This window comes from Bacillus sp. SRI_025, assembly GCF_057592095.1.
Genome location: NZ_JBYEGB010000002.1, coordinates 288,050 through 308,559 on the forward strand (window position 1 = coordinate 288,050; position 20,510 = coordinate 308,559).

Here is a 20,510-nt window from a genome sequence, read left to right on the forward strand (position 1 = left end):
CAAATGGTAAAAGTATATTATAACGGTGATATTCAAGAAAACGTATTAAATGGTCAAAAGGTAGCAATCATTGGTTACGGTTCACAAGGTCATGCACATGCATTGAACTTAAAAGAAAGCGGCGTAGATGTGATCGTCGGCGTGAGAAAAGGCGGATCTTATACAAAAGCACAAGAAGACGGCCATCAAGTATTCACAGTAAAAGAAGCAGCAGCACAAGCAGACGTCGTCATGGTACTACTTCCAGATGAGCAGCAAAAGAAAGTATATGATGAAGAAATCAAAGATCAATTAGAAGCTGGAAACTCACTTGTATTCGCACACGGATTTAACGTTCACTTCCATCAAATTGTTCCTCCAAGTGACGTAGATGTGTATCTTGTAGCTCCAAAAGGTCCAGGACATCTTGTGAGAAGAACATATGAGCAAGGCGCTGGTGTACCTGCCCTATTTGCTATCTATCAAGATGTATCTGGTCAAGCGAAAGACAAAGCACTTGCTTATGCGAAAGCGATCGGCGGAGCAAGAGCGGGCGTTCTTGAAACAACATTTAAAGAAGAAACAGAAACGGATCTTTTCGGTGAGCAGGCAGTTCTTTGTGGAGGTCTTACTTCACTAGTAAAAGCAGGATTCGAAACGTTAACAGAAGCTGGTTATCAGCCAGAGCTTGCATATTTCGAGTGTCTACATGAACTTAAATTAATCGTTGACCTTATGTATGAAGAAGGATTAGAAGGCATGAGATATTCAATCTCTGATACAGCACAATGGGGTGACTTCGTATCAGGACCACGCGTTGTAGATGCAAAAGTAAAAGAATCGATGAAAGCTGTTTTGACTGATATCCAAAACGGAACTTTTGCAAAAGAATGGATCGTTGAAAACCAAGTGAATCGTCCACGTTTCAATGCAATCAATGCAAATGAAAATGAGCACCAAATTGAAATCGTTGGTAGAAAGCTTCGTGAAATGATGCCTTTCGTTAAACAAGGAAAGAAAAAGGAAGCGGTGAGCGTCGGTGCGGAAAATTAATTTTTTTGACACAACACTTCGAGATGGAGAGCAATCACCAGGAGTGAACTTAAATGCACAAGAAAAGCTAATCATTGCAAAGCAGCTTGAGCGCCTTGGGGTTAATATCATTGAAGCGGGTTTTCCCGCTTCATCCCGAGGGGATTTCTTAGGCGTACAGGAAATTGCAAGAACGATTAAAAACTGTTCTGTTGCTGGTCTTGCACGATGTGTGAAAGGTGACATTGATGCTGCATGGGAAGCATTAAAAGATGGAGTGGAGCCAAGGCTTCATGTCTTTATTGCTACTTCTGACATTCACCTGAAGTATAAACTAAAGAAAACACGTGAAGAAGTCGTAGAACAGGCTGTCGCAATGGTGAAATATGCGAAAGAACGTTTTCCAGTTGTCCAATGGTCAGCAGAAGATGCGTGCCGTACAGATCTTGCTTTCTTGGCAGAAATTGTAGAAAAGGTCATTGACGCTGGGGCGAGTGTCATTAACTTGCCAGATACAGTTGGATACCTAGCGCCAAAAGAGTACGGGAATATCTTTAAATATATGAAGGAACACGTTCCGAATATCGACCGCGTTAACTTGTCCGCTCACTGTCACGATGATCTAGGAATGGCTGTGGCAAACTCACTTGCTGCCATTGAAAATGGAGCAGATCAAATCGAAACGGCTGTCAACGGAATTGGTGAGCGCGCTGGAAATGCCGCTTTAGAAGAAATTGCAGTAGCTCTTCATATTCGAAAAGACTTTTACCAGGTCGAATCAACGATTCAATTGAATGAAATTAAGCGTACAAGTGATGTAGTGAGCAAATACTCAGGAATGATTGTGCCGCGTAATAAAGCAGTCGTTGGAAACAACGCTTTTGCACATGAATCAGGTATTCACCAAGATGGTTTCCTCAAAGAAAAAACAACCTATGAAATTATTTCTCCAGAGCTTGTCGGTGTGACAACAGATGTGCTTGTCCTTGGAAAACACTCCGGAAGACACGCGTTTAAAGACCGCATGAAAACACTAGGCTTTAAACTAACGGAAGATGAAATCAATAAATTCTTTGAGACTTTCAAGAACTTGACAGAGAAGAAGAAAGAAATTACAGATGATGATTTGATCTCTATTATATTAGAAGAAAAAGTAGCAGATCGAAAAATTGGCTACGAATTTGAAAGTCTGCAAGTGCATTATGGAACAGAACAAATGCCAACAGCAACAGTTTCTCTGAAAAACCAAGAAACACAGGCAGTCATTCAAGAAGCAGCTACAGGTGCAGGCAGTGTAGAAGCTGTGTACAACACGCTTGAGCGCTGTATGGAAGAAAGAATTCATTTGCTGGACTACCGCATTCAATCAAATGGAAAAGGCAGAGATGCACTAGCAGAAGTATATGTCACTGTTTCAATAGAAGGAAAAGAAACAGCAGGACGTGGTGTAGCGCAAGATGTGCTTGAAGCATCGGCGAAAGCTTACGTCAATGCAGTGAACAGACATTTAATCTTCAAATCAAATCTGATTGAAATTGAGAAACATCACGCGATCTCATAGGAAAGGAGGAAGGTTCTCATGAAAAAGAAAATTGCACTTTTGCCCGGCGATGGAATCGGACCGGAAGTCGTGACATCTGCAGTCGCTGTCCTTCAAGAGACAGCGGCTCAATTTAGGCACGAATTCGAATTTGAAACTGCGCTCATTGGCGGTATCGCAATAGATGAAAAAAACAACCCGCTTCCAAAGGAAACAGTAGATGTATGCAAAAGCGCTGATGCGATTTTATTAGGAGCAGTCGGCGGACCAAAGTGGGATCAAAACCCGCCAGAGCTTCGTCCAGAAAAAGGCTTGCTCGCCATTCGTAAGCAGCTGGACTTATTTGCTAACATCCGCCCTGTAAAGGTGTTTGATAGCTTAAGCGAGGCATCTCCGTTAAAACAGGATCACATTAACGGAGTCGATTTCGTCATCGTTCGTGAATTAACAGGCGGTCTCTATTTTGGTGAACCAAGCGAACGCTATACAGATGATGAAGGAAAAGAAGCTGCCGTTGATACGCTCCTTTATACAAAGGAAGAAATTGTCCGCGTATTAAAAGAAGCGTTCGATATGGCTTTAACGAGACGGAAAAAAGTGACGTCTGTGGATAAAGCGAATGTTCTTGCTTCTAGTAAACTATGGCGGGATGCAGTAGAAGAAGTTGCTTCTCAATATCCAGAAGTTGAATTTGAGCATATGCTCGTTGACAATGCCGCCATGCAGCTGATTTACAAGCCCGCTCAATTTGATGTCATTGTGACAGAGAATATGTTCGGTGACATTTTAAGTGATGAAGCTTCGATGATTACTGGATCACTCGGCATGCTGCCATCTGCTAGTTTATCAAGCACAGGCCTTCATTTATATGAGCCAATTCATGGTTCAGCACCCGATATTGCGGGGCAAAACGTTGCAAACCCTCTGGCAACCATTTTATCAGCAGCAAGCTTGCTTAGAACATCCTTTGCATTAGAAGAAGAAGCGGCTGCAATAGAAGACGCTGTGGAAGCTGTTCTTGCCTCTGGCAAACGAACAAAAGATTTAGCAGCAAAAGAGGGAACATATCAAACGACTGAAGAAATCACTAATGCGGTTGTAGACGCACTCAAGAAGCGCGTGCAAACGATTGTATAAATAGAATCTTGTGGAATTAGATAGAGGGAGGAAAAGGGTTATGCCTCGAACAATCATCGAAAAAATATGGGATCAGCATATAGTCAAAAGCGGCGAGGGGAAACCAGACCTTTTATATATTGATCTGCACTTGGTGCATGAAGTGACATCACCTCAAGCATTTGAAGGATTAAGACAAAAAGGGCGTAAGGTGAGAAGACCTCAAAACACGTTTGCGACGATGGATCACAACATCCCAACTGTGAATCGATTTGTGATTAAAGATGAGATTGCTAAAAAGCAAGTGAGTGCCTTAGAGCGCAACTGTGCGGAATTTGGCGTTCGTCTTGCTGATCTCCACAGTGTTGACCAGGGAATCGTCCATGTCGTTGGACCGGAGCTTGGATTGACACTTCCGGGGAAAACAATCGTTTGTGGAGATAGTCATACATCAACTCACGGCGCGTTTGGCGCGCTTGCCTTTGGGATCGGTACAAGTGAGGTTGAACATGTACTTTCTACACAAACACTTTGGCAGCAGCGTCCGAAAACGCTAGAAATTAGAGTAGACGGAAAGCTTCAAAAAGGGGTAACCGCCAAAGATGTCATTTTAGCCGTCATTGGTGCACACGGCGTGAAGTTCGGTTCAGGTTATGTCATTGAATACACTGGGGAAGTATTCAGAAACATGACGATGGATGAGCGGATGACAGTTTGTAATATGTCGATTGAAGCAGGCGCGAGAGCAGGATTGATTGCACCTGATGAAGTCACCTTCGAATATTGCCGCGGCCGCAAATATGCACCGCAGGGCGAGGATTTCGAAGCAGCTATTAAAGAATGGGAAGAACTTAGAACAGATCCAGGTGCAACCTACGATAAAACCATTGTGTTAGATGGAAATAAGATTTCACCAATGGTTACGTGGGGAATTAACCCAGGAATGGTACTGCCTGTGGATGCATCAATTCCAGGACCTGAGGACTTTGCACAAGAAGATGATCAAAAAGAAGCGATTCGTGCTTACGAATACATGGGAGTCCATCCGCATCAGCGTATAGAAGATATTACGATTGAGCATGTCTTTATCGGCTCATGTACGAACTCAAGAATGACTGATTTACGCCAAGCCGCTTCTATGATTGAAGGACAAAAAGTAGCAGATCATGTCAGAGCGATTGTGGTGCCTGGCTCTCAAAGTGTCAAATTGCAAGCAGAAAAAGAAGGTCTTCATGAAATCTTCCTTGAAGCAGGATTTGAATGGAGAGAATCAGGCTGCAGTATGTGCCTTAGTATGAATAACGATGTGGTACCGGAGGGCGAACGCTGCGCGTCCACATCAAACCGTAACTTTGAAGGGCGTCAAGGGAAGGGTGCGAGAACGCATCTTGTCAGCCCGGCAATGGCTGCAATGGCTGCGATACATGGCCGATTTGTCGATGTCAGGAAGTTTAATCAAGAGAAAACAGTCGTGTAAGGAGTTGTCATAGATGGAGCCTTTAGTCACTCATAAAGGGAAAGCCGCTGTGCTTAACCGTATCAATGTAGATACAGATCAAATTATTCCGAAGCAATTTTTAAAAAGAATCGAACGAACAGGATATGGCCGCTTTGCCTTTTTCGACTGGCGTTATTTAGCCGATGGCAGCCCAAATCCAGATTTCGAACTGAATCAGCCGATCTATGAAGGAGCATCGATTTTGATCGCAGGAGAAAACTTTGGCTGCGGATCATCTAGGGAACATGCTCCTTGGGCGCTTGATGATTATGGCTTTAAAATTGTCATCGCACCATCATTCGCAGATATATTTCATCAAAACTGCTTTAAAAATGGGATGCTTCCGATTCGCCTTGATTATGATGTGTGGAAAACCTTCGCAGCATCATATGAGAACAAAGGGTATGAGATGACGGTTGATCTTGAAAAACAGCAGATAGAAGATCACGAAGGGAATATCACCCCTTTTCAAGTCGACCCTCACTGGAGAGAAATGCTCCTAAATGGTTATGATGAGATTTCATTAACATTACTACTAGAAGATGACATTCAAGCATTTGAAGAAAAGCGTAGCAACTGGCTGCGCGCTTAAGCAACGAGAAGCTGTCCGCCCGAGGTGTGACGGCTTCTTTTTTGCATGAAAACCTCTCGTTACTTGTGTTTACTAATCTTCGTTGGTAAACTGATAAAAAATATGCGCCCGAAAGGAACGTAAGCATGAAGCATGACAAGAAGAAAGATAATGTCATTTTGTTTCCTGGTCTGAAAGAAAGACTGATTGAAAAAGGAATGGCAGCATTAAAAGATAAACAGTATCAAGAGGCGCTTCACTTGTTTTCAGAAGCAAAATCGTATGATGACGATGAAGAATCCGATATTCACCTCGGAATGGCAATTTGTTTTCTGGAGCTGGGTGAGCTGCAGGATGCAAAGCGTGTTTGTGAAAAAATGCTGCATGAAGGATATGGCCACTATTTCACTGTGCTCCAAGTGTATATGACGATCTTAATTCAGCTGAAAGAATATGAAGAAGTCAAACAGACGATTGAGGCTGTGCTCGAGGAAAACCATCTTCCGGCAGAAAGCGCGGAGCATTTTTACAAGCTGCTCGAATTTAGCAGAAAAATGATTGAATCACCTGAAGAGATTTTAGATGAAGATGAGGAAGCCGGAAGTGAGGTCAATATAGATGACATGCTGAAGCGGCCGGAAGAACAGGTCCAGTTCATCCATTCATTGAAAGACCGGAATATTACACCGCACATGGGTCTATTAAATACAATCTTACAAAATCCCGATGGGAACCCTTTGGTCAAATCAATGATCCTGCAGCTTCTGGCAGATCATGATGTGGCAAAGCCGGTTCATGTGACAAAATTCGGTGATTCTTTAACACTTATTCCTTCTGAGGCTGTAAAGCCAGAGCAGATGCCGCTTCTTCAGCAAGTCCTTCGTATGCTCGATGACACGCTCGGCAATGAGAACCCAACCCTTTACCAAGGCGTGGAAGAGCTATGGCGCCGGCACTTATTTGTGCTGTATCCATTTCTTCCTAAGTACACAGATCCGAGTCTTTGGGCAGCGGCACTTCATAAAGTCGGCTATGAAATGCATGGGATCGAGATTGAACTCGAAGAATTGCATCTATTGTATGAATTTAACGAACGAGAGCTGAGAGAAGCTTGCACAATGCTGAAAGATATTGAAGAAATTTCTTATTTGTAATTTGTCGATTTAGTTGAAAGACGGACTTGTTATGTTATAATATAATGGTTGTATTTGTGCATATATAGTGCAGTTGTCAGATTCCAACGGTTGAAAGACGATATGTATAATCAAGTCAAATGTTGTATACATAATGCAAGCTTCTTAGCGGAGTGCGTGGTTTTTGATTGGACGAAGTCTTTATGATGCTTTAGAATGGAGCAACGCACAATCTGAATAGATTTTTGGAGGGAAACACACATGTCAGTAAAATGGGAAAAACAAGAAGGTAACGAAGGCGTTCTAACTGTAGAAGTTGACGCTGAAACATTTAACAAAGCACTTGATGATGCATTTAAGAAAGTGGTTAAGCAAGTATCAATCCCTGGATTCCGTAAAGGGAAAGTACCACGTGGTCTTTTCGAGCAGCGTTTTGGTGTAGAATCTCTTTATCAAGATGCATTAGATATTCTTCTTCCAGTTGAATATCCAAAAGCAATCGACGAAGCTGGTATCGAACCAGTTGACCGCCCTGAAATCGATGTTGAGAAAATCGAAAAAGGCGAAAGCTTAATCTTCACTGCAAAAGTAACAGTGAAGCCTGAAGTAAAACTTGGTGACTACAAAGGTCTTAACGTAGAAAAAGACGACACAGCTGTTACTGATGAAGATGTACAAGAAGAGCTTAAAGGCATGCAAAACCGTCAAGCTGAGCTTGTTGTCAAAGAAGAAGGCGCAATCGAAAACGGCGATACAGTTGTTCTTGATTTCGAAGGATTCGTTGATGGAGAAGCATTCGAAGGCGGAAAAGCTGAGAACTACTCTCTTGAAGTAGGTTCTGGTTCATTCATCCCTGGGTTCGAAGAGCAATTAGTTGGTCTTGAAGCTGGCGCTGAAAAAGACGTAGAAGTTACATTCCCAGAAGAATACCATGCTGAAGACCTTGCAGGTAAACCAGCTGTATTCAAAGTGAAAATTCATGAAATCAAAGCAAAAGAACTTCCAGCACTTGACGATGAGTTCGCTAAAGATGTTGATGAAGAAGTAGAAACACTTGCTGAGTTAACTGAAAAAACGAAGAAACGTCTTGAAGAAGCAAAAGAAAACGAAGCAGAAGGAAAACTTCGTGAAGAGCTAGTTGCGAAAGCTTCTGAAAATGCGGAAGTTGACATCCCACAAGCGATGGTTGACACAGAGCTAGACCGCATGATGAAAGAATTCGAACAACGTCTTCAAATGCAAGGTATGAACCTTGAGCTTTACTTCCAATTCTCTGGACAAGATGAAGATGCGCTTAAAGAGCAAATGAAAGAAGATGCTGCTAAACGCGTAAAATCTAACCTAACACTTGAAGCAATTGCTGCTGCAGAAAACTTACAAGTGTCTGACGAAGAAGTGGAAGAAGAACTTTCAAAAATGGCTGAAGCATACAACATGCCAATTGAAAATATCAAACAAGCGATCGGATCTACTGAAGCAATGAAAGAAGATCTAAAAGTTCGTAAAGCAATTGATTTTCTTGTAGAAAACCGTTAATATGGTGCATAATAATAAAACAGGGCGCGAGTGACTCGTGCCTTGTTTTGTACAATTTTTGACTTATCATCGCTTCTTTTGGAAACGATAGTGTAAGTCGCATCTTTCTGTCATACATATCTCAATGTGCGGTGTTAGAAACACATCGTTACCGTCTTTTAGGAAAGTATGGTAAAATGCATACATACTGGACCCAGAAAGGTAGCTGACTGTTAGCTACAGGCAAGTGAAGAAGAATAAGGGGTGAAAGAATGTTTAAATTCAACGAGGAAAAAGGTCAATTAAAATGCTCGTTTTGCGGAAAAACGCAAGATCAAGTGCGTAAACTGGTCGCAGGACCTGGCGTATATATATGTGATGAATGTATCGAGCTTTGCACGGAAATAGTTGAAGAAGAGCTCGGCACAGAGGAAGAAGTTGAATTCAAGGATGTTCCGAAGCCTCATGAAATTCGGGAGATTCTTGATGAATATGTCATCGGACAAGACAATGCGAAAAAATCCTTAGCTGTAGCGGTTTATAACCATTACAAACGGATCAATTCCAACAGCAAGATTGATGATGTTGAGCTTTCGAAAAGTAATATTTCTATGATTGGACCAACAGGAAGCGGTAAAACATTACTTGCTCAAACACTTGCTCGTATTTTAAATGTTCCATTTGCGATCGCAGATGCAACATCATTAACTGAAGCAGGTTATGTTGGTGAAGACGTAGAGAATATTTTACTAAAGCTGATCCAGGCAGCGGATTATGATGTAGAAAAAGCGGAAAAAGGCATTATCTACATCGATGAGATCGATAAAGTAGCAAGAAAATCAGAAAACCCTTCTATCACTCGTGATGTATCTGGGGAAGGTGTCCAGCAAGCCCTTTTGAAAATTCTTGAAGGAACAGTTGCTAGTGTACCGCCTCAAGGTGGACGTAAGCATCCTCATCAAGAATTCATTCAAATCGATACAACAAATATCCTCTTTATTTGTGGTGGAGCCTTTGACGGCATTGAGCAAATCATCAAACGCCGCTTAGGTCAAAAAGTAATTGGATTCGGTGCGGAAAATAAAGTCGAAGATCTTGAAAAAGAAGTCCTTCTATCAAAAGTACTGCCAGAAGACTTGCTTCGCTTCGGTTTAATTCCAGAATTCATCGGTCGTCTACCGGTTATTGCAAGCCTAGAGCCGTTAGATGAAAAAGCACTTGTAGAAATCTTGACGAAGCCTAAAAATGCGCTCGTTAAGCAATATACAAAAATGCTTGAGCTTGACGATGTAGAGCTTGAATTTGAAGAAGATGCTCTTAGCGAAATTGCGAAAAAAGCAATTGAGCGTAAAACAGGAGCTCGTGGTCTTCGCTCGATCATTGAAGGCATCATGCTTGATGTGATGTTTGACCTTCCATCTCGTGATGATATTGAAAAATGTGTCATCACTGGTGCAACGGTTGCTGATGGTGAGCCGCCGCGTCTTGTGTTAAAAGATGGCACAGTCGTCAACAAAGATACAAAAACATCTGCATAAAGAGAAGTCTCACTCCTGAATCATTTTGATTCAGGAGTTTTTTATTTATCGTGGAAGACGTGTTTATTCCGTCCAGCTCTAGGAAATACTAGCAGACAGAAACCAATACATACGATAGATGAAGGAGGGAGCACCGATTGAGCTGGACAGGAATCGTATTATTTATACAGCTGTTCTTTGGTATCGTCATCGGGCTGTACTTTTGGAACTTACTGCGAAATCAGCGCACACAAAAGGTGACGATAGACAAAGAATCAAAGAAAGAAATGGAAGCACTCAGAAAGATGCGCTCAATCAAGCTGAGTGAGCCTTTATCAGAGAGAGTCCGGCCAAAGGGATTTCAAGATATTGTAGGGCAGGAAGACGGCATTCGTGCTCTAAAAGCAGCGCTTTGCGGACCAAATCCTCAGCATGTCATTGTCTACGGCCCACCGGGAGTTGGAAAAACAGCAGCTGCCCGTCTTGTCATGGAAGAAGCGAAGCGTCATGCTGATTCACCGTTTAAGAAAGATGCGGTATTTGTGGAGCTCGATGCCACAACCGCAAGATTCGATGAACGGGGCATCGCAGACCCACTCATTGGTTCCGTGCATGACCCGATTTACCAAGGGGCGGGAGCGATGGGACAGGCAGGCATTCCGCAGCCAAAACAAGGAGCCGTTACGCATGCTCATGGCGGGGTTCTGTTTATTGATGAAATTGGTGAACTGCATCCGATCCAAATGAACAAAATGCTGAAAGTCCTTGAAGATCGGAAAGTATTTTTAGACAGTGCCTACTACAGTGAGGAAAACACCCAAATTCCGAATCACATCCACGATATTTTTCAGAATGGGCTTCCGGCTGATTTCCGGTTGATTGGTGCTACGACAAGAACACCTGAAGAAATTCCACCAGCCATTCGCTCAAGGTGTTTGGAAATTTTCTTTAAGGATCTTGACCAGCATGAACTGAAAATTGTTGCTGCTAAGGCTGTCCAAAAAATCAAAAAGGAATTAAGTGATGAAGGGTTGAACCTGTTAACCTCTTATGTGAAAAATGGCCGTGAAGCAGTCAATATGGTGCAGATCGCCGCTGGAATGGCCGTCACAGAAAACCGAAAAGACATCACGATCGAAGATGTCGAGTGGGTCATTCATTCAAGTCAGCTGACACCAAGATATGAACAAAAAGTACCGGAAAAGCCAAAAGTCGGGGTAGTGAATGGTCTGGCTGTCTACGGACCAAACAGCGGTGCCCTGCTTGAGATTGAAGTGAACATATGTAAGGCGCTTGAAAAGGGCAGTATCAACATTACAGGCATTGCTGAAGAAGAAAGCATTGGCAGTCAATCTAAATCCATTAGACGAAAAAGTATGGCCAAAGGGTCTGTTGAAAACGTATTAACAGTGCTGAGAAACTTAGGCATACGGACAAATGAATATGACATCCATATTAATTTCCCAGGCGGTGCCCCGATTGATGGACCGTCTGCTGGGATTGCCATGGCGGCGGCGATTTTCTCTGCCATTCATCAAATCCCGATTGATCATCTGACAGCAATGACAGGTGAAATCGGATTGCAGGGTCAGGTGAAGCCGATCGGCGGTGTGATACCGAAGATTAAAGCGGCGAAACAAGCTGGTGCCACAACCGTGATTATTCCTTATGACAACCAGCAGTCGATCTTAAAAGAGATTGAAGGCGTCACCATTGTGCCTGTGAAGCACTTCCAAGAGGTGCTGGATCAGTGTTTGGTCAACCCGCCAGACGAGAAGAAAGATGGACTAGAAGAGGAAATGAAAAGAAAATCTGTTTAATCCCCATCACATATGGGGATTTTTTAGTGAAATAGATCTTTTTTTCTTTTTCAAGATAAAAAGAAAGGGTATACTACGGTAAGATCATCATTTCTCAAGTCTTTTACATTGTACAAGACTGAAACAGGTATATTATAATGATTCATACTAGTGACGGAGGTGTCAATCAACATGGCAGATGAAATCAAAAAGAATGTTCCGCTCCTCCCATTGCGAGGCTTGCTTGTTTATCCAACAATGGTCTTGCATTTGGATGTTGGACGCGAGAAGTCTGTTCAAGCATTAGAACAGGCGATGATGAACGATCATATGATTTTTCTAGCAACACAGCGGGAAATTTCAATAGATGAACCAGGTGAAGAGGAAATTTTCAAAGTCGGCACCTACACAAAAATCAAACAAATGCTGAAGCTGCCGAATGGAACGATTCGTGTACTCGTAGAAGGCTTAAATCGAGCGCAGATCGAATCATATGTGGAGCTTGAGGACTATACGTCCGTCGATATTAAAGAATTGGCAGAAGAAGATTTAAAGGACGCAGAAGCAGAAGCGCTCATGCGCACTTTGTTAGATCACTTTGATCAGTACATAAAAATTTCAAAAAAAATCTCAGCTGAAACATATGCAACGGTGACGGATATTGAGGAACCGGGGAGAATGGCAGATATCGTTGCTTCTCACCTGCCGCTTAAATTAAAGGACAAACAAGAAGTACTGGAAACAGTGGATGTTAAAAAACGTCTGAATCGTGTCATCAGCTTAATCCACAATGAAAAAGAAGTGCTGGAGATTGAAAAGAAAATTGGTCAGCGCGTCAAACGTTCAATGGAACGAACGCAAAAAGAATATTATTTGCGTGAACAAATGAAAGCCATTCAAAAGGAGCTAGGTGACAAAGAAGGAAAAACGGGCGAAGTCAGTTCATTAATGTCTAAAATCGAAGAGTCCAGCATGCCGGATTCTGTTCGTGAAACGGCACTAAAAGAATTGAACCGTTATGAAAAAATTCCTTCCAGCTCTGCTGAGAGCTCTGTCATTCGAAATTATATTGATTGGCTGATCAATCTTCCATGGGGCATCTATACAGAAGATCGTCTAGATTTAAAGCTGGCAAGTGAAATTTTAGATGATGAGCATCATGGGCTGGAAAAAGTCAAAGAACGTGTGCTTGAATACCTTGCTGTACAGAAGCTGACGAATTCATTAAAAGGACCGATTCTTTGCTTAGCAGGACCTCCTGGGGTAGGGAAAACGTCACTTGCCAAATCGATTGCTAAATCACTTGACCGAAAGTTTATCCGTATCTCTCTTGGCGGTGTGCGTGATGAATCTGAGATTCGTGGACATAGAAGAACGTATGTAGGCGCGATGCCAGGCCGTATCATTCGCGGGATGAGCAAGGCAGGCACAATGAATCCGGTGTTTCTTTTAGATGAAATTGATAAGATGTCATCTGATTTTAGAGGTGATCCGTCTTCTGCGATGCTTGAAGTGCTGGATCCAGAGCAAAATCATAATTTTAGCGATCACTATATTGAAGAGACATTTGATTTATCACAAGTGTTATTTATTGCCACTGCCAACAATTTAGCAACCATTCCAGGCCCACTTCGTGATAGAATGGAGATTATCACGATTGCAGGGTATACAGAGGTTGAAAAAGCAGAGATTGTGAAAGATCACCTTCTGCCGAAGCAGCTAAAGGAGCACGGATTAAAGAAAGGGAACTTGCAGCTTCGTGAAGCAGCGATTTATGATATGATTCGCTATTACACAAGAGAAGCAGGAGTCCGCGGGTTAGAGCGTCAGCTTGCGGCCATTTGCCGAAAAGCGGCAAGAGCGATTGTGGCTGAAGACCGAAAACGCATCACAGTGACGGAAAAGAACTTATCTGAATTTCTTGGAAAAAGACTTTACCGTTATGGTCAGGCTGAAACGACAGACCAAGTGGGGGTTGTCACAGGACTTGCGTATACGACAGTTGGCGGAGACACCTTATCAATTGAGGTATCACTCTCGCCTGGTAAAGGCAAGCTCTTGTTAACAGGTAAGCTTGGTGATGTCATGAGAGAATCTGCACAGGCGGCATTCAGTTATATTCGTTCTAAAGCAGATGAACTGAACATTGATCCTAATTTTAATGAAAAGCACGATATTCATATCCATGTTCCAGAGGGTGCGGTTCCAAAGGACGGGCCATCAGCTGGTATCACCATTGCGACGGCTCTTGTATCAGCACTCACAGGACGTCCTGTATCAAAAGAGGTTGGTATGACAGGAGAGATAACGTTAAGAGGAAGAGTGCTTCCAATTGGCGGACTAAAAGAAAAAGCATTAGGCGCACATCGTGCAGGATTGAAAACCATTATTCTTCCAAAGGACAATGAGAAGGATATTGATGATATTCCTGAAAGTGTGAGAGAAGGACTAACCTTTATTCCGGTCTCACATCTAGATGAGGTGCTTGAGAAAGCGTTGGTAGGAGAGGGAAGATGAAAGTAACAAAATCAGATATCGTCATTAGTGCGGTGAAACCAGAGCAGTACCCGAGCGGCGGACTGCCTGAAATCGCGCTTGCTGGACGATCAAATGTTGGAAAGTCCTCGTTCATCAACTCATTGATTAATCGTAAAAATTTAGCGCGTACGTCTTCTAAACCAGGTAAGACACAGACGCTTAATTTCTACATTATTAATGATATGCTCCATTTTGTGGACGTTCCGGGCTACGGCTTTGCCAAAGTATCAAAAACAGAGCGCGAAGCCTGGGGTAGAATGATCGAAACGTATATTACAATGCGTGAAGAATTAAAAGCAGTTGTCCAAATTGTGGACCTGCGTCATAAGCCATCAGTAGATGATGTGAACATGTATGAATTCCTTAAATATTACGGAGTTCCCGTGATCGTCATCGCTACAAAAGCGGATAAAATTCCAAAAGGCAAATGGGAAAAACATGCGAAAGTCGTCAAACAGACGCTCGACATTGACCCATCAGATGAACTCATCTTATTCTCTTCTGAAACAAAAAAGGGGAAAGATGAAGCCTGGAATGCGATCCTTGCGAAAGTAAACGGCTAAAAAAAGCATCTGCGATGAGCAGATGCTTTTTTATTGTATAAGTTATTTCCTTTTTAAAAATAATAAGAGGAGACTGACAGCAATCAGTACATAAGGCCAGTACAATTCAAAGCCAGAAGTAGGAATCGAAAGGGAACTTAGCTGTTTTGTAATTTGCTGAAAGAAATAAAGGAACAGACCGAGTGCGATCAGCACAACACTTTCAATACGATATTCTTTTTTCTGAGATGATTTCACAAAGAGTGCAAGTCCTACGATGAATACAATCATCGTAAATGTGTCTGGCCAGTGGTCCAATTTAGGCTGAAGAATAAAGTGTAGCGAAAGGCCTGTCATAAGCATACCGATAAACACATGAGCGCTTTCTTGCTCCTTCTTTCCTTGATATAAAAAAGCGAGGCCAAAAAGCAGTACAAGTGTATACCATTTCTCTTGATCCTTCCAAATGTCAAATTGACCTCCCGAGAGAATGGCATATAGCGCTACAGCCAGTAAAGTAAGCGGCAGCAAAATGGATTTTTTCTTCAAAGATGTCACCTTCTTTTAAGCAGATCATTTGTCCGCACGCGCCAAATCTGGTAAATTGCTTGAAGTGATGATATGGCATAAACGGTGTCGAACATTTTTCTACTATATCACAACATTTTTGAAATCTGTTCACAATTTTTATCCAGTTAAAAATGAATATATGTTATAATCATTATAAATAATAAATTCTATATTGTAATTATTATAAATTAGACAGGGCGTTGGGGGTGCAAGCTGAAGTTATGCATATTCTTGTTGTGGGTTTAGATTATAAAACAGCCCCTGTTGAGATACGGGAACAGCTGAGCTTTGAACCGAGTGAGCTCGGAACAGCGATGTCCAAGCTTAAAGAAGAAAAAAGCATTCTAGAGAATATCGTCATCTCAACATGTAATCGAACAGAGATCTACGCAGTAGTAGATCAGCTTCATACTGGACGGTTTTATATAAAAAGATTTTTAGCCGATTGGTTCGGTTTAGAAAAAGAAGATGTCTCTCCTTATTTGAAGTTCTATGAAAACGATGGAGCGGTTGAGCATTTATTCCGTGTGGCCTGTGGACTTGATTCCATGGTCATTGGTGAAACGCAAATACTCGGTCAAGTACGCTCAAGTTTTAAAATAGCTCAAGAGGAGAAGACCATTGGTACCGTTTTCAATTATTTATTTAAACAGGCGGTCACTGTCGCAAAACGCTCTCATGCGGAAACGGATATTGCGTCTAATGCGGTGTCTGTCAGCTATGCAGCGGTTGAGCTTGCTAAAAAAATCTTTGGACGTCTTTCTGATAAGCATGTCCTGATTCTTGGCGCGGGCAAAATGGGCGAACTGGCGGCTCAAAACCTCCAAGGGCAAGGAATTGGCCAAGTAACGGTTATCAACCGAACATTTGAGAAGGCAAAGGAATTGGCCGGTCGTTTTTCAGGAGAGCCTAAGAGCTTAAACCAATTAGAAAAAACATTATCCGAAGCGGACATTTTAATCAGCTCAACGGGTGCGAAACAATTTGTCATTACAAAAGAAATGGTCGAAAGTGCGAATAAAAAGCGGAAGGGCAGACCTCTATTTATGGTAGATATTGCTGTGCCCCGTGATTTAGATCCAGCCATTTCTGAAGTAGAAGGTGCTTTTTTGTATGACATTGATGACCTTGAAGGCATCGTGGCTGCTAACTTAAAAGAGCGCCGTGCAGTGGCTGAGCAGGTTGAGCTCCTGATTGAAGCAGAAATTGTAGAATTTAAGCAATGGCTGAATACGTTAGGTGTTGTTCCAGTCATTTCTGCACTTAGAGAAAAGGCACTCACAATTCAAGCCGATACGATGCAGAGTATTGAGCGGAAGCTTCCAAACCTCACAAACCGTGAAATGAAGCTGTTAAATAAACATACGAAAAGCATCATCAACCAAATGCTGAAAGATCCTATCTTAAAGGCAAAAGAAATTGCCGCGGAGCCAAATGCAGAGGAAAAACTTTTACTCTTTAAAGAAATCTTTGATTTACAGGTTGAAGATGAAGAGAAAAAGGTCGAACCTGTACAGGTGGAGCAAGGGGCATTTCAGCTGTTCAAACCAAATATGGCACAAGGCTTTGCTACAGTTGCCAGTGAGTGATTAAGCGATGATGGAATCCATTGTAGCGAGACTCAATGAAGCAACGATCTTAATCTATGCACTAAGTGTCTTGTTCTATTTCATAGATTTTCTTCAACACAACCGGAAGGCTGGAAAAATGGCTTTCTGGTTGCTTTCTATTGTCTGGCTGCTGCAAACAGTCTACATGTTCTATATTATGATGGAAACAGACCGATTCCCTGTGTTGAATGTAGCAGAGGGGTTATATTTTTATACGTGGGTGCTTGTGACACTCTCTCTTGTGCTCACAAAAATATTGCGCGTTGAATTTATTGTCTTTTTTACAAATGTGATCGGTTTTTCCATGATGGCGATTCATACCTTTACACCATCTGACCTCCATTCAGCAGAACTAACGGGGAAGCTGACGAGTGAACTGCTCGTGATTCATATTACGATGGCGATTTTATCCTACGGTGCCTTTTCACTTTCTTTTGCATTTTCACTGCTTTATCTCTTTCAATATCGTTTGCTGAAAAAGAAAAAATGGGGAAAATGGCTTTTGAGAATTGAAGACTTATCAAAGCTGGATCATATGGCATACGTGTTAAACATTATTGGTGTGCCAATGCTTTTGCTTAGTTTAATTCTTGGCATCATTTGGGCATATATCTCGTATGATACGTTGTACTGGACAGATGCAAAGGTGCTTGGTTCGTTTATTATGCTGTTTTTATATGGCTTTTACTTATATATCAGATTGGTGAGAAATATGCAGGGCAAAATCGTGGCATTTTGGAATGTCGCTTCATTCCTTGTGCTGATGATCAATTATTTTCTGCTTGGTAGCTTATCAACCTTTCATTGGTTTCAATAATGATGAGTCTTAAAGGCATTGTCGGGAGGAAGACGTATTGCGTACAATTAAAGTAGGTTCTAGACGAAGTAAGCTGGCAATTACACAAACAAAATGGGTCATTCAAAAGCTGTCTGAACTAAACCCTTCTTATTCTTTTGAAATAAAAGAAATTGTGACAAAGGGTGATCAAATTTTAGATGTGACCTTATCTAAGGTTGGCGGAAAAGGACTGTTTGTTAAAGAGATTGAGCAGGCGATGCTGAATCATGACATCGATATGGCGGTGCACAGCATGAAGGATATGCCGGCAGCTCTTCCGGAAGGTTTAGTGATTGGCTGTATTCCTGAGCGTGAAGATGTGCGGGATGCACTTATTTCGAAGAATCATCTGAGTCTCAGCGAACTGCCTAAGGGTGCAATTGTGGGAACGAGCAGCTTACGGCGCAGCGCACAGCTTCTTCAGGAAAGACCAGATCTTGAGATTAAATGGATTCGAGGAAACATTGATACGAGATTGGAAAAGCTGAAAAATGAAGAGTATGATGCCATTATTCTAGCGGCTGCCGGTCTGTCCAGAATGGGATGGAGCAAAGAGGTTGTGTCGGAATTTTTATCTCCTGAGACGTGCCTTCCAGCCGTTGGACAAGGCGCGCTATCGATTGAGTGCCGCGGGGATGATGAAGAGCTGTTGCAGCTTCTCGCCCAATTTACGAATGAATATACGAAGAAAACGGTTCTCGCAGAAAGAGCCTTCCTCAAACAAATGGATGGAAGCTGTCAGGTGCCGATCGCTGGCTATGCAACGATGAATGAGCATAATGAAATTGAACTAACAGGTCTTGTTGCATCTGCTGATGGGCACACAATTATTCGAGAAACCGTCACAGGCACTGACCCTGAAGCAATTGGGACAGCGTGTGCGAAGCAGATGGCCGATAAGGGAGCAAAGGATTTGATCGACAAGGTGAAAAAGGATCTGTCTCAATGAGCATAGGCAAATCGCTTCACGGACAGACGGTGCTTGTCACTCGAAATGAACGTCAAGCGGGCGTGTTTCAGCAAAAGATTGAAGCGCTGAACGGCCATGCGGTTTTAACCTCTCTTATTCGGTTTGAGCCTACGCTCACAAAAGAAAAAGCGCAGGACTTTTTAAAGGACTTAGAAAATAGCCAATGGCTTGTTTTCACGAGTGTGAATGGTGCGTCTTTTTTTCTGAACTACATAAAAGACCATCATTTCCAAAAGAGCTTATCCCATTTAAAAGTGGCTGCTGTAGGAGAGAAAACCTCTGCCTATCTTGAGCAGCACGGCTTGAAGGTGGATGTTGTGCCAGAACGATTTATAGCGGAAGAACTGGCAGATGCATTACTTGACCATGTACGCCCAGGAGATCGTGTGTTTGTAGCAAAAGGGCATCTATCACGAGATGTGGTGAAAGAGACCCTCGTTCCGCTCGGCATAGAGGTAAAAGAATGGATTTTATATGAAACAGTCAAGGATGAGGAAGGAATTGCTGCTCTTAAAACGGCAATGACGAAGCAATCATTTGATTTTATTACATTTACGAGCTCATCTACTGTTCATTCTTTTATGCATGTGATGGAAGCAGATGCAGCGAAGCTGGCCGCATCTGACACCTGTTTTGTGACGATCGGTCCTCTGACAAAAGAGGCACTGCTTCAATACGGGATTTCTTCTGAAACCCCAGATACTTATACGATAGACGGAATGCTTGATTTGATGTGCCGTTTATCTGAAAGGAAGTTGAACCATTGATGAAATTTAACAGACACCGCAGATTGCGGACAAGCGCAGGAATGAGAGAATTAGTCAGAGAAACTTTTTTAAGACCATCTGATTTCATTTATCCGATCTTTTTTGTAGAGGGAGAAAATGTCCGAAAAGAAGTCTCTTCAATGCCAGGTGTGTATCATATTTCTGTAGATCTTGTGAAAGAAGAAGTCCAAGAGCTTGTTGATCTTGGCATCAAATCGATCATTGTATTTGGTGTGCCAGATCATAAAGATCATGTAGGCAGTGAGGCGTATCACGATCACGGCATTGTTCAAAGAGCAACGCTTGAGATCAAAAAGCATTTCCCAGAGCTCGTGGTCATTGCAGACACTTGCTTATGCCAATATACAGATCACGGACATTGCGGAATCGTTGAAGATGGAGAAATTTTAAATGATGAATCTCTTCAGCTATTAGCGAAAACGGCTGTCAGCCAAGCGCGTGCAGGTGCAGATATCATCGCGCCTTCAAATATGATGGACGGATTTGTTGTTGCCATTCGTGAGGCACTTGATGAAGCAGGCTTTATTCATGTACCAGTCATGTCTTATGCCGTGAAATATGCAAGTGCTTTTTACGGTCCGTTCCGTGATGCAGCACATAGTACACCGCAGTTTGGAGATCGTAAAACATATCAAATGGACCCTGCAAACCGTTTAGAGGCTCTAAGAGAAGCGCAATCTGATGTAGAAGAGGGAGCTGACTTCTTGATTGTCAAACCATCTCTTTCTTACTTAGACATTATGCGTGATGTGAAAAATGAATTTACACTCCCTGTTGTTGCTTACAATGTGAGCGGAGAGTATGCAATGGTGAAAGCCGCTGCTCAAAATGGCTGGATTTCTGAAAAAGAGCTTGTTTTGGAAATGCTGACAAGCATGAAACGTGCAGGAGCAGAACTCATCATTACGTATCATGCAAAAGATGCAGCAAAATGGCTCTCGGAATAAAGAACGG

At 42.3% G+C, this 20,510-nt stretch carries 17 protein-coding genes; 16 read left to right on the plus strand and 1 reads right to left on the minus strand.

What is annotated here, in order from left to right:
- Positions 1–3 precede the first annotated feature (3 nt).
- The 11 genes from ilvC (at position 4) to yihA (ending at position 14,801) form a co-directional block, all read left to right on the plus strand.
- A complete protein-coding gene (gene ilvC / locus AC20OE_RS06350; protein WP_024423187.1) occupies positions 4–1,032 on the plus strand; it encodes a ketol-acid reductoisomerase in 1,029 nt (342 codons plus the stop codon).
- The gene (locus AC20OE_RS06355; protein ID WP_047202466.1) at positions 1,019–2,572 is read left to right on the plus strand and encodes a 2-isopropylmalate synthase; all 1,554 of its coding nucleotides are present in this window, start codon (positions 1,019–1,021) and stop codon (positions 2,570–2,572) included. The genes ilvC and AC20OE_RS06355 overlap by 14 nt, the downstream gene beginning before the upstream one ends.
- 18 nt (positions 2,573–2,590) lie before the next feature.
- On the plus strand, positions 2,591–3,688 hold the full coding sequence (gene leuB, locus AC20OE_RS06360) for a 3-isopropylmalate dehydrogenase (RefSeq protein ID WP_099663507.1): 1,098 nt from the start codon (positions 2,591–2,593) through the stop codon (positions 3,686–3,688).
- Between the two features lie 40 nt (positions 3,689–3,728).
- Positions 3,729–5,144, plus strand: coding sequence for a 3-isopropylmalate dehydratase large subunit (gene leuC, locus AC20OE_RS06365; RefSeq protein WP_039180431.1), 1,416 nt, complete (start codon positions 3,729–3,731; stop codon positions 5,142–5,144).
- A gap of 13 nt (positions 5,145–5,157) precedes the next feature.
- The gene (gene leuD / locus AC20OE_RS06370; RefSeq protein ID WP_047202464.1) at positions 5,158–5,757 is read left to right on the plus strand and encodes a 3-isopropylmalate dehydratase small subunit; all 600 of its coding nucleotides are present in this window, start codon (positions 5,158–5,160) and stop codon (positions 5,755–5,757) included.
- Between the two features lie 125 nt (positions 5,758–5,882).
- Positions 5,883–6,890 carry a DNA damage checkpoint antagonist DdcA gene (ddcA, locus tag AC20OE_RS06375; protein ID WP_047202463.1) on the plus strand — a complete coding sequence of 336 codons (1,008 nt, stop codon included), beginning with the start codon at positions 5,883–5,885 and terminating at the stop codon, positions 6,888–6,890.
- Positions 6,891–7,130: 240 nt separating this feature from the next.
- Positions 7,131–8,405 (plus strand): trigger factor, encoded by a 1,275-nt coding sequence (gene tig / locus AC20OE_RS06380; RefSeq protein WP_034279803.1) that lies wholly within the window; start codon positions 7,131–7,133, stop codon positions 8,403–8,405.
- A gap of 251 nt (positions 8,406–8,656) precedes the next feature.
- The gene (clpX, locus tag AC20OE_RS06385; protein WP_024423180.1) at positions 8,657–9,922 is read left to right on the plus strand and encodes an ATP-dependent protease ATP-binding subunit ClpX; all 1,266 of its coding nucleotides are present in this window, start codon (positions 8,657–8,659) and stop codon (positions 9,920–9,922) included.
- Positions 9,923–10,059: 137 nt separating this feature from the next.
- The gene (gene lonB / locus AC20OE_RS06390; RefSeq protein ID WP_099663505.1) at positions 10,060–11,721 is read left to right on the plus strand and encodes an ATP-dependent protease LonB; all 1,662 of its coding nucleotides are present in this window, start codon (positions 10,060–10,062) and stop codon (positions 11,719–11,721) included.
- Positions 11,722–11,892: 171 nt separating this feature from the next.
- Complete coding sequence (gene lon / locus AC20OE_RS06395; protein WP_039180421.1) at positions 11,893–14,217, plus strand: endopeptidase La; 2,325 nt, start codon at positions 11,893–11,895, stop codon at positions 14,215–14,217.
- Positions 14,214–14,801: a ribosome biogenesis GTP-binding protein YihA/YsxC gene (yihA, locus tag AC20OE_RS06400; RefSeq protein WP_024423177.1), complete on the plus strand. Its 588-nt coding sequence runs from the start codon at positions 14,214–14,216 to the stop codon at positions 14,799–14,801. Before lon ends, yihA begins: the two co-directional genes overlap by 4 nt.
- Positions 14,802–14,843: 42 nt before the next feature.
- Here the strand turns inward: yihA and AC20OE_RS06405 are convergent, their stop codons facing one another.
- Positions 14,844–15,329, minus strand: a complete 486-nt coding sequence (locus tag AC20OE_RS06405; protein WP_034279808.1) for a hypothetical protein — start codon at positions 15,327–15,329, stop codon at positions 14,844–14,846.
- A gap of 242 nt (positions 15,330–15,571) precedes the next feature.
- Between AC20OE_RS06405 and hemA the strand changes: the two genes are divergently transcribed.
- From hemA to hemB, 5 genes are read left to right on the plus strand one after another with little or no spacing between them, the layout of a single operon-like run.
- A complete protein-coding gene (gene hemA / locus AC20OE_RS06410; RefSeq protein WP_487268812.1) occupies positions 15,572–16,939 on the plus strand; it encodes a glutamyl-tRNA reductase in 1,368 nt (455 codons plus the stop codon).
- 7 nt (positions 16,940–16,946) lie between these two features.
- Positions 16,947–17,777: a cytochrome c biogenesis protein gene (locus tag AC20OE_RS06415; RefSeq protein ID WP_039180413.1), complete on the plus strand. Its 831-nt coding sequence runs from the start codon at positions 16,947–16,949 to the stop codon at positions 17,775–17,777.
- Positions 17,778–17,814: 37 nt separating this feature from the next.
- Positions 17,815–18,747 carry a hydroxymethylbilane synthase gene (gene hemC, locus AC20OE_RS06420; protein WP_151284496.1) on the plus strand — a complete coding sequence of 311 codons (933 nt, stop codon included), beginning with the start codon at positions 17,815–17,817 and terminating at the stop codon, positions 18,745–18,747.
- The gene (locus tag AC20OE_RS06425) at positions 18,744–19,535 is read left to right on the plus strand and encodes a uroporphyrinogen-III synthase (RefSeq protein WP_260774559.1); all 792 of its coding nucleotides are present in this window, start codon (positions 18,744–18,746) and stop codon (positions 19,533–19,535) included. The genes hemC and AC20OE_RS06425 overlap by 4 nt, the downstream gene beginning before the upstream one ends.
- The gene (gene hemB, locus AC20OE_RS06430; RefSeq protein ID WP_029706177.1) at positions 19,535–20,503 is read left to right on the plus strand and encodes a porphobilinogen synthase; all 969 of its coding nucleotides are present in this window, start codon (positions 19,535–19,537) and stop codon (positions 20,501–20,503) included. The genes AC20OE_RS06425 and hemB overlap by 1 nt, the downstream gene beginning before the upstream one ends.
- Positions 20,504–20,510 lie beyond the last annotated feature (7 nt).

Coding starts and splice junctions, on each gene's coding strand:
- ilvC (WP_024423187.1), top strand. CDS start 4: ATGGTAAAAGTATATTATAACGGTGATATTCAAGAAAACGTATTAAAT.
- leuB (WP_099663507.1), top strand. CDS start 2,591: ATGAAAAAGAAAATTGCACTTTTGCCCGGCGATGGAATCGGACCGGAA.
- leuC (WP_039180431.1), top strand. CDS start 3,729: ATGCCTCGAACAATCATCGAAAAAATATGGGATCAGCATATAGTCAAA.
- leuD (WP_047202464.1), top strand. CDS start 5,158: ATGGAGCCTTTAGTCACTCATAAAGGGAAAGCCGCTGTGCTTAACCGT.
- ddcA (WP_047202463.1), top strand. CDS start 5,883: ATGAAGCATGACAAGAAGAAAGATAATGTCATTTTGTTTCCTGGTCTG.
- tig (WP_034279803.1), top strand. CDS start 7,131: ATGTCAGTAAAATGGGAAAAACAAGAAGGTAACGAAGGCGTTCTAACT.
- clpX (WP_024423180.1), top strand. CDS start 8,657: ATGTTTAAATTCAACGAGGAAAAAGGTCAATTAAAATGCTCGTTTTGC.
- lon (WP_039180421.1), top strand. CDS start 11,893: ATGGCAGATGAAATCAAAAAGAATGTTCCGCTCCTCCCATTGCGAGGC.
- yihA (WP_024423177.1), top strand. CDS start 14,214: ATGAAAGTAACAAAATCAGATATCGTCATTAGTGCGGTGAAACCAGAG.
- hemA (WP_487268812.1), top strand. CDS start 15,572: ATGCATATTCTTGTTGTGGGTTTAGATTATAAAACAGCCCCTGTTGAG.
- AC20OE_RS06415 (WP_039180413.1), top strand. CDS start 16,947: ATGATGGAATCCATTGTAGCGAGACTCAATGAAGCAACGATCTTAATC.
- AC20OE_RS06425 (WP_260774559.1), top strand. CDS start 18,744: ATGAGCATAGGCAAATCGCTTCACGGACAGACGGTGCTTGTCACTCGA.
- hemB (WP_029706177.1), top strand. CDS start 19,535: ATGAAATTTAACAGACACCGCAGATTGCGGACAAGCGCAGGAATGAGA.